Origin of the sequence: Pedococcus sp. 2YAF34, from assembly GCF_052114585.1 — a bacterium.
In the GTDB taxonomy this organism is placed as follows: domain Bacteria; phylum Actinomycetota; class Actinomycetes; order Actinomycetales; family Dermatophilaceae; genus Pedococcus.
Window position 1 is genome coordinate 1 of the sequence record NZ_JBFRFA010000151.1, and the last position, 377, is coordinate 377.

A 377-nucleotide genomic window follows, 5' to 3' on the forward strand; every position below is an offset into this window, starting at 1 on the left:
CTTCCAGGAGGTGCGCGGTACGGACGCCCTGGGCGCCGGCCTGCTTCTGGTGCCGCAGGGCATCGGCTCGCTGTTCAGCCGCACCCTCGCCGGGCGCCTCACCGACAAGGTCGGCGCGCGCATCGTGACGATCGCCGGCTTCGCCATCGTCGGCCTCGCGACCCTCCCGTTCGCGTTCGCGACACCGACGACGAACGAGTGGATGCTCATGGCCGCGCTCCTCGTTCGCGGCTTCGGTCTCGGGGCGGTCACCATCCCCCTGATGACGGTCGCCTTCGTGGGACTCGAGCGGCCCGACGTGCCGAACGCCAGCATCCTGACCCGGATCGCGCAGCAGATCGGCGGATCGTTCGGCGTCGCCGTGCTCGCCGTCATCC

General features: G+C 71.1%; 1 protein-coding gene. It reads left to right on the top strand.

Annotated features, from left to right (window positions below):
* Positions 1–377, top strand: a 377-nt coding sequence (locus tag AB4Z02_RS19325; RefSeq protein ID WP_441973000.1) for an MFS transporter, incomplete at both ends; no start/stop codon positions are given.